The sequence below is a fragment of the Actinomyces sp. MRS3W genome, assembly GCF_032465695.1.
In the GTDB taxonomy this organism is placed as follows: domain Bacteria; phylum Actinomycetota; class Actinomycetes; order Actinomycetales; family Actinomycetaceae; genus Actinomyces.
In genome coordinates, this window is the sequence record NZ_JAWDJJ010000194.1 from 1 (window position 1) to 8,113 (window position 8,113).

The 8,113-nt window shown below is 69.9% G+C and carries 8 protein-coding genes and 1 pseudogene; 4 read left to right on the top strand and 5 right to left on the bottom strand.

The genetic code is table 11. The annotated features are described in order from the left end of the window. On the bottom strand, positions 1 to 599 hold a 599-nt coding region (locus RWX45_RS07215), incomplete at its 3' end, for an IMP dehydrogenase (protein ID WP_316023057.1). 423 nt (positions 600 to 1,022) lie between these two features. Between RWX45_RS07215 and RWX45_RS07220 the strand changes: the two genes are divergently transcribed. Both RWX45_RS07220 and RWX45_RS07225 read left to right on the top strand, forming a co-directional pair. After that, complete coding sequence (locus RWX45_RS07220; RefSeq protein ID WP_316023058.1) at positions 1,023 to 1,781, top strand: exonuclease domain-containing protein; 759 nt, start codon at positions 1,023 to 1,025, stop codon at positions 1,779 to 1,781. Positions 1,782 to 1,866: 85 nt separating this feature from the next. Continuing rightward, positions 1,867 to 2,064: a hypothetical protein gene (locus RWX45_RS07225; RefSeq protein WP_316023059.1), complete on the top strand. Its 198-nt coding sequence runs from the start codon at positions 1,867 to 1,869 to the stop codon at positions 2,062 to 2,064. A 73-nt stretch (positions 2,065 to 2,137) separates the two neighbouring features. Here the strand turns inward: RWX45_RS07225 and guaB are convergent, their stop codons facing one another. From guaB to RWX45_RS07240, 3 genes are all read right to left on the bottom strand, one after another. Next, positions 2,138 to 3,712 (bottom strand): IMP dehydrogenase, encoded by a 1,575-nt coding sequence (gene guaB / locus RWX45_RS07230; protein ID WP_316023060.1) that lies wholly within the window; start codon positions 3,710 to 3,712, stop codon positions 2,138 to 2,140. An 84-nt stretch (positions 3,713 to 3,796) separates the two neighbouring features. Continuing rightward, complete coding sequence (gene groES, locus RWX45_RS07235) at positions 3,797 to 4,093, bottom strand: co-chaperone GroES (protein ID WP_316023061.1); 297 nt, start codon at positions 4,091 to 4,093, stop codon at positions 3,797 to 3,799. 250 nt (positions 4,094 to 4,343) lie between these two features. After that, positions 4,344 to 5,039, bottom strand: a complete 696-nt coding sequence (locus RWX45_RS07240) for a vancomycin high temperature exclusion protein (RefSeq protein WP_316023062.1) — start codon at positions 5,037 to 5,039, stop codon at positions 4,344 to 4,346. Positions 5,040 to 5,244: 205 nt separating this feature from the next. Here RWX45_RS07240 and RWX45_RS07245 point away from each other — a divergent pair, with 205 nt between their 5' ends. After that, positions 5,245 to 6,582, top strand: a complete 1,338-nt coding sequence (locus RWX45_RS07245; protein WP_316023064.1) for a class I SAM-dependent methyltransferase — start codon at positions 5,245 to 5,247, stop codon at positions 6,580 to 6,582. An 11-nt stretch (positions 6,583 to 6,593) separates the two neighbouring features. After that, entirely contained in the window at positions 6,594 to 7,880 is a 1,287-nt protein-coding gene (locus tag RWX45_RS07250) for a glutamate--cysteine ligase (protein WP_316023063.1), read from the top strand. Between the two features lie 12 nt (positions 7,881 to 7,892). Here the strand turns inward: RWX45_RS07250 and RWX45_RS07255 are convergent. After that, positions 7,893 to 8,113, bottom strand: a pseudogene (locus RWX45_RS07255) (tRNA (adenosine(37)-N6)-threonylcarbamoyltransferase complex transferase subunit TsaD); the annotation flags it as partial.

Genomic DNA, 8,113 nt, shown 5'->3' on the forward strand with positions numbered 1-8,113 from the left:
GTGTAGGTGGTGACCCCGCCGACGACCACGGGGACGTCCAGCTCGTAAATGAAGCGCTTGAGGTTGAGCGGTTCAACCGCTCCGGATACGTGCTCGGCGGAGACAACCGACCCGCGGATGACGAGTAGGTCGACGCCGGCCTCGACGACGGTGCGCCAGTGCCGCTGCGTCTGGGAGGGGCTGAGCCTCCCGGCGACGACAACGCCGGCCTGGCGGATCTGCTCCAGGCGGGCGGTGATGAGTTCGGGGCGCACCGGGGACCGGTAGACATCTTGGAGGACACCGGTGGCCTCCTCGGGCGCGGCGGCGCGGATGCGCTCCAACGCGGCGGTCGGGTCGTCGTAGCGGGTCCACAGGCCCTCCAGGTCGAGCACGCCGATGCCGCCGAGTTGGCCGACCATGATCGCGGTCTCGGGGCTCATCACCGAATCCATGGGCGAGGCCATGACCGGCAGATCCACGTGGTAGGCGTCCAGTTGCCAGTCCACGCGCACGTCGCGCACATCGCGGGTGCGGCGCGCCGGGACCAGCGCGATGTCGTCGAAGGAGTAGGCCTGGCGGGCGCGCTTGTCCCGTCCGATCTCAATCTCACCGCTCATGGCGGCATCGTAGCGGGGGAACGCTAAGAGCCGCCGACTTTGCCGACTGGGGCGGTCCAGGCAGTGGGCACGGACCTCCAGGCGGCGGCCCGAGCATCCCGGCAGTGGGCATAGACATCCAGGCGGTGGGCCCGGGCTTAACCAGGCACTGACGGGGGGCCAATGCGGCGCACCGGGCGTCGGACACCGGGCGCTGGGCGCGGCCAGCGTCGGCCGACGCCGAACCAGGTGGGCTTCGGCGGACGGCAGCGGCGCATACTGCGCGACCACAGGGCGATTTACGACCTTGGGGTACGTTTCACGACCCCGGGGTGGTCGTGAAACGTACCCCGGGGTCGGAAAACGTAGGGACGCACTTGCGGAGCACGGATAACCCCTATGCCCCGCACGGTTTGTGTCGGAGGCTGATGGCACACTCGGGGTATGAGCAAGCAACCTCAAGCCCCGCGCCCCGACTCGTGGCTGGCCGGACCACTGCTGGGATTCGACACCGAAACCACCGGCATCTCCCCCACGCGGGATCGGCTGGTCACGGCCGCGCTGGTGGCTCGGGGACCGCTACGCCCGGACGGCAGCCGCGAGCAGACGGTCACCACCTGGCTGGCCGACCCCGGAGTGGAGATCCCCGCCTCGGCCAGTGCCGTCCACGGCATCAGCACCGAGCGCGCCCGCGCCGAGGGCCGCCCGGTCGGGGAGGTGTTGGAGGAAGTGGCCGCTGCACTGAGCCGGGCGATGGCCGCCGGCACGCCGGTGGTCGCCTACAACAGCGCCTATGACCTCACGCTGCTCGAGTCAGAGCTGACCCGCCACGGGCTGCCCACCGTGCGCGAGCGGCTGGGGCGGGAGCTGGGGCCCGTGGTGGACCCGCTGGTCATTGATCGGAAGGTGGACCGCTATCGGGGTGGCAAGCGCCGACTGACGGACCTGTGCGCCTTCTACGGAGTTGATCCGCAGGCGGCGGGCCTGCACACGGCCGAGGTGGACGTGGTGGCCACCCTCGACGTGTTGGAGGCCATGGCCTACGCCCACCCGGAGATCACCCGGATTCCGCGCGAGCGGCTCATGACCTGGCAGGCGGCGGCGCACCGGGACTGGGCCGTGTCCTTCAACGACTTCCTGCGCCGCCGCGGCCGCACGCCGGACGTGGAGCTGGCCTGGCCCCTGCCCGAAGCGTTATCATAGAGTGACCGGCGGGGTGAACAGTCCCGGAGCATCCGTCCCTGTTTCCGGGGTCCACCTCAAGGAATGAGGTCGCATGAGTCAATTCATGAGCCAATCCCATGACCGCACGATCCTGTGCCTGCTCGGCATCATCGCGCTTATCGCCATCGCAACCCTGATCGACCAGTTGATGCACGGTGGCTCCACGGGGGTCGTCATCGCGCAATCCCTCATCCTGGTGATCGCCTGCGTCTCTGCGATCGCCCATGTGCGAGCCCACCGGCGCAGCAGCGCCGCCGACTGATCCCTCCGGTCTCCCGCCTCGTCCGGAAGGACGACGGGGCGGGAGACCGGCGCGACGAGCGGTCGAGTGCCCCTCAGGACTCGCGGCCGGTGTAGTTGGGGGCCTCCACCGTCATCTTGACGTCGTGGGGGTGGGATTCCTTGAGACCGGCCGCGGTGATGCGCACGAACTGACCGTTGGCCTTGAGCTCGGGGATGGTGCGCGCGCCCACGTAGAACATCGACTGGTGCAGCCCACCAACCAGCTGGTAGACAACATCCGCCAGGGAGCCGGAGAAGGGCACCTGTCCCTCGATGCCCTCGGGGATGATCTTGTCGTCCCCGGAGACGTCGGCCTGGAAATAGCGGTCCTTGGAGTAGGACTTGCGCCCGCGCGAGCTCATCGCCCCCAGCGACCCCATGCCGCGGTAGCGCTTCCACTGCTTGCCGTTGACGAACACCAGATCACCGGGCGACTCGGTGCAGCCGGCCAGCAGGGAGCCGAGCATAACCGTGTCGGCGCCGGCAACCAGCGCCTTGGCGATGTCACCGGAGTACTGCAACCCGCCATCGGCGATCAGCGGCACATCCGCCGGAGTGCAGGCGCGGGCGGCCTCGTAGACGGCGGTGACCTGAGGAACGCCGACGCCGGCGACCACGCGGGTCGTGCAGATGGAGCCGGGCCCCACCCCTACCTTGACGGCGTCCACGCCGGCGTCGATGAGCGCCTGGGCGCCCTCGCGGGTGGCCACGTTGCCGCCAATGACCTCGACGTCGGAGAAGGCCGGGTCGGCCTTGATGCGGGAGATCATTTCCAGGGCGAGCTTCGCCCCGCCGTTGGCGGTGTCCACCACGATGACGTCCACGCCGGCGTCGACCAGCGCGCCGGCGCGCTCCCAGGTGTCGCCCCAGTAGCCGACGGCGGCGCCCACCACGAGGCGGCCGGCATCATCCTTGGTGGCGTTGGGGTACTGCTCGGTCTTGACGAAGTCCTTGACGGTGATGAGGCCGGACAGGCGGCCGTCGGCGTCGATGATCGGCAGCTTCTCAATGCGATGCTCGGCCAGCAGCGCCTTGGCATCCTCCCGGGAGATGCCGGTGGGGCCGGTGATGAGTCGCTCGCGCGGGGTCATGCACTCGCGCACGGTGAGGGCATCCCAGCGCTCGGGCGGCACGAAGCGCAGGTCGCGGTTGGTGATAATGCCGAGCAGGTTGCCGGCCTCGTCGACGACCGGCAGGCCGGAGACCTTGTAGTGGCCGCACAGCTCGTCCAGCTGGGAGATGGTGGCGTCCGGTCCCACCGTCACCGGGTCGGAGACCATGCCGGATTCCGAGCGCTTGACGCGGCGCACGTGCTGAGCCTGCTCCTCGATGGACAGGTTGCGGTGCAGGATGCCGATGCCGCCCTGGCGAGCCATGGCGATGGCCATGTCGGATTCGGTGACGGTGTCCATGGCGGCGCTGAGCAGGGGGGTAGCCAGGGAGATATTCCGGGTCAGGCGGGAGGTGGTATCAACCTCCGAGGGGATGACGTCGGTCAACCTGGGCAGCAGGAGGACGTCGTCGTAGGTCAGTCCGGTGGGGGCGAAAATGTCGGGATTGGTGATCGGCTCGCTCACGCGCTCATCGTAGAGCCCGCCCGCCCCTACCCGCACGTCGGTGCGGCCCATTCCACGTATGGTGAGACGTCACAACACGGCCGTGGGGCGGGAAGCAGATGCTTCCCGCCCCACGGACCACACGTCAAAAAGACGTTACCGGGTCACAACCGCCAGAACGTCACGAGCGGAGAGGATGAGGTAGTCCTCGCCCTCGTACTTGACCTCGGTGCCGCCGTACTTGGAGTAGATGACGACGTCGCCCTCGGCGACGTCCACGGGAATCCGCTTGCCGGAGTCGTCAACACGACCGGGGCCCACGGCCACGACCTTGCCCTCCTGCGGCTTCTCCTTGGCGGTGTCCGGAATGACCAGCCCGGACGCGGTGGTCTGCTCGGCCTCGACCGTCTGTACGACGATCCGGTCCTCGAGCGGCTTGATGGAGATCGACATGTCGCCCTCCCCTTCTCGCTTGGTGAATGTGTGAGATGACTGGTTGCCGCATCTCGAGGTGCTGAGCCGCCGTCGCGGGGGTCGGTCCGGCACGTATGAGCTGCGGGTCGCGCGAGGATGCTGAGCGGTCTCGAGCACCTCACGCGCCACCAGGAGAATCTACGCGCGCCGTTAGCACTCAGTCAACGCGAGTGCCAGATCGGGAGTGTCGGTTCGCCGTCGGCGTGCACGCCGCGACAGCAGACGCTCCTCACGCCTCCCGGTGGGCGCGGGTCCAGGCGATCGCATCATCAACACTGGTCTCGCGGTCCCCCAGGAGGGGCGTCCGGTCGGTCAGCAGGTCCCAGGCGGCCTTGACCACAGCGCCGCGCTCGCGCATCCAGCTGTACGTCCAGGTGGTGCGGCTGGCGCGGGCGTGCGTATCCCCTACCCCGCTCGCCTCGACGCCCACGGCCCGGCACACGGCCACGGCCCTGGCCTCGTGGAAGTCCTGGCTGACGAGGATCGCCTCGGACACGCCGAACACGTCCCGGGCCCGCACACAGGTGGCGTAGGTGTCAAAGCCCGCATAGTCGACCGCGATCGCCTCCGCCGGAATACCGGCCGATACCAGGTACTCATACATGGCGATCGGCTCGTTGTAGCTGGCCTGCCCGTTGTCTCCGGACACGAGGATGGCGTCAACGCGCCCCGACTCGTACAGGTCGGCGGCCACGTCCAGCCGGTAGCGCAGCCAGGGCGAGGGATCCCCAGAGGGGTAGACGGAGGCGCCGAGCACAATGGCCACCGGCGCCGTCGCGGTGTCATTGTCGGCCCCGTGGTCGGTGACATGCTCGCTCGAGGCCGCCCAGGCCCAGGCGTTCGGCAGCGCCACGGCAGCCACCGCGAGCGCAACCAGCCCGCCCAGTGCCCGCCGCCAGCGGCGGCGCCTGTCACGTCGTGCCACACGTCCTCCTTCTCCCGGGCTCGGCAGCCCGGGTACGGCGTCGCTCCGGATCGGATAACCGCCCATCCGGACGTGTCAGCGTAGTCCCTCTTGGGCGGCCGGGCGCGCGGGGCGCGTGCGAGATCAGTGACACGACCGGAGAGCGAACGTGAGACGACTCTCCGGATGCGGCGCGCAGGCGGGCGGGCATGTCATGATCGGGGCGATGGAAGGTTCCGACCTCGCCCCGCTGCTGACCCCCGAGGGTTGGCGGCTGCTTGACGCTCTGCCGCCATATGACCCGAACGAGGCCCTGCGGCTGGGCGATTCCCTGCGCCGCGAGGGGCACTCGCCCGCACTCGTTGCCGCCGCGCTCACCCAGCAGCGGCTGCGTCAGCGCGCCGTCGCTAAGTTCGGCGACTTCGCCAATCGGATGCTGCTGACCCCCGACGGGCTGGAGCAGGCCACGCGTCTGGCGGTGGCCGCCCACCACGCTGCCCGCTACGCCCGGGCCGGCGTCCAGCACGTCGCGGATCTGGGCTGCGGCATCGGCGGCGACGCGATGGCGCTGGCCTCGCTGTGCCCGCAGGTGTTGGCCGTTGAGCGCGACGAGCCGACGGCGGCGCTGGCCACCGTCAATCTCTCTCCCTTCCCCAACGTGCAGGTGCGCTGCGCCGATGCGCTCGAGCTGGACCTCGGCGCGCAGGGGGTGGACGCCGTTTTCGCGGACCCGGCCCGCCGTAGCGGCGGCCGGCGTATCCCCGACCCGGAGCGCTGGTCCCCGCCGCTCAGCCGTGTTCTGGCCCTGCGCGAGCAGGTGGAGGCGCTTGGCATTAAGGTCTCCCCCGGCATCGACCACGCCCTGCTGCCCGCCGACTCCCACGTGCAGTGGGTGAGTGTGGATGGCGGCGTCGTCGAGGCCGGTATCTGGTGCGGCCCACTCGCCCCGGAGGGCCCCGGCCGCTCCGCGCTCGTCCTGCGTTCGGGCGACGACGGCGAGCCGGTCGCCCACACGCTGACCGACCCCGACTGCACCAGCCCCGCCGCCCCGCCCGTACAGCTCGACCCCGTCGCCGGCCAGGGCGCGCTCGAGGCCTACATTCACGAGCCTGACGGAGCCGCCATTCGCGCCGGTCTCATCTCCCACCTGGCGCAGCGGCTCGGCGCCCGCCCGGTGGGACACCGCATCGCCTACCTCACCGGCCCCACGCCGCCCCCGACGCAGTTGGCTCCCTTCGTCCGCTCCTGGCGACTGGTGGAGGTGGTGCCCCTGCATCTCAAAGCGCTGCGCTCCCGCGTGCGGCAGCGCGGCATCGGGCGTCTGGACATCCACGCCCGCGGGGTTGACCTCTCCCCCGACGCGCTGCGAGCATCCCTTCGTCCGCGCGGTGACGCCGCCGAGACCTGGTTTCTCACCCGTATCGGCCCGCGTGGCGCCGGCGAGTCCGGCCGCTCCCCGAAGGGCGCCGTCCTCGTCGTCGAAGCCGCCGCAGCCGCGACTGGGCCGACGCCGACCTTCCCCTCTCCGCTCCCGGAATCGCACACCGTTCATCCGACTCCGTAAGGAGCTGCGTCATGACACCAACCACGCCCGCCTTCACCCGGCCCCATCACGCGCGCCTGCTGCACCGCGAGGAGCTGCCCTTCGCCCATTCGGAGCGGTCCACGCTCGGGGTTGAGTGGGAACTGCAACTCGTAGACCGGGACAGCCTCGATCTGCGCCAGTGCGCCGCCGACATCCTGCGCCTGGTGGGAGACGACCCGAATATTCACGGTGAGATGATGCTCAACACCATCGAGCTAGTCTCCGGGGCGAGGCACACGGTTGCCGAATGCATGGAGGACATTGCACTGGCCTACGGCAGGTTGCTGCCGGTAGTGCGTCCCCTGCGCGTGGAGCTGGCCAGTGCGGGCACGCACCCCTTCGCCGACCCGCTGGTGCAGAAGGTGACCGACGCGGAGCGCTACGCCCGTCTGGTGGACCGGACCCGGCTGTGGGGCCACCAGATGCTCATCTTCGGCACGCATGTGCACGTGGGGATTGAGGACCGGGACAAGGTCCTGCCGATCCTGTCCGCCCTGCTCACCCGCGCAGCCCACTTGCAGTGCTTGAGCGCCTCCTCCCCGTTCTGGGCGGGCGCGTCCACCGGTTACGCCGACAACCGCGCCATGATGTTCCAGCAGCTGCCGACGGCCGGGGCCCCGCACCAGCTGGATTCATGGGCGGAGTTGGAGGGCTTCGTCGGCGACATGGTCCACACCGGCGTCATTGAGGACTTCACGGAGGTCCGCTGGGATGTGCGTCCCTCACCGCGTCTGGGAACCATCGAGATGCGTTTCTGCGATGCCGCCACCAACCTCGCCGAGCTGGCGGGGATTGCCGCGCTCACCCAGTGCTTGGTGGAGGATTTCTCGCGTCGGCTCGACCGCGGCGAGCAGCTCGACGCGCTGCCGCCCTGGTACGTCAACGAGAACAAGTGGCGTTCGGCCCGCTATGGCATGGACGCCATCCTCATCATCGACTCGGCCGGAACGGAGGAGCTGGTCACCGACACGGTCACCCGCATGCTCACCGAGCTGGCCCCGGTGGCGGCCGATCTCGGCTGCGAGAAGGAGCTGGACAGCGTGCGCTTGACGCTTGAGGCCGGCGCCTCCTACCAGCGGCAGCTGGCCGCTGCCACCGCCGCCGGCAGCAATGAGGCCGCCATGCGGCTGCTGCTGGAGGAGGTGCGCGCCGGCCGACCGCTGACGCCCGCCGAGATCACCGCTCTGGTCGCCGACGGCATCCATCCCGATCCCGTCACCCCCGCACCCCCCTCACCGAAACCGGCACTAATGACGTGCCGAAACCGGTCGAAGTGACGTGGACGGGAGTCAGTGGGCGACAGGCGTCTCCAGCGGCATGCCGGAGTCCGGGGCGAAGCCCATGGGGCTGGGCGCCACGCCCGCGCGCACGGCCGCCGCACCAAGAGCGGCGATCTGAGCGCCATTGTCGGTGCAGTATTTCAGCGGCGGCAGCCGCAGGGTGATGCCCGCCGCCTCGCACCGCTGCGCCGCCAGCGCCCGCAGGCGGGAGTTGGCGGAGAAGCCACCGC

Coding starts and splice junctions, on each gene's coding strand:
- RWX45_RS07220 (WP_316023058.1), top strand. CDS start 1,023: ATGAGCAAGCAACCTCAAGCCCCGCGCCCCGACTCGTGGCTGGCCGGA.
- RWX45_RS07225 (WP_316023059.1), top strand. CDS start 1,867: ATGAGCCAATCCCATGACCGCACGATCCTGTGCCTGCTCGGCATCATC.
- guaB (WP_316023060.1), bottom strand. CDS start 3,712: ATGGGCCGCACCGACGTGCGGGTAGGGGCGGGCGGGCTCTACGATGAG.
- groES (WP_316023061.1), bottom strand. CDS start 4,093: ATGTCGATCTCCATCAAGCCGCTCGAGGACCGGATCGTCGTACAGACG.
- RWX45_RS07245 (WP_316023064.1), top strand. CDS start 5,245: ATGGAAGGTTCCGACCTCGCCCCGCTGCTGACCCCCGAGGGTTGGCGG.
- RWX45_RS07250 (WP_316023063.1), top strand. CDS start 6,594: ATGACACCAACCACGCCCGCCTTCACCCGGCCCCATCACGCGCGCCTG.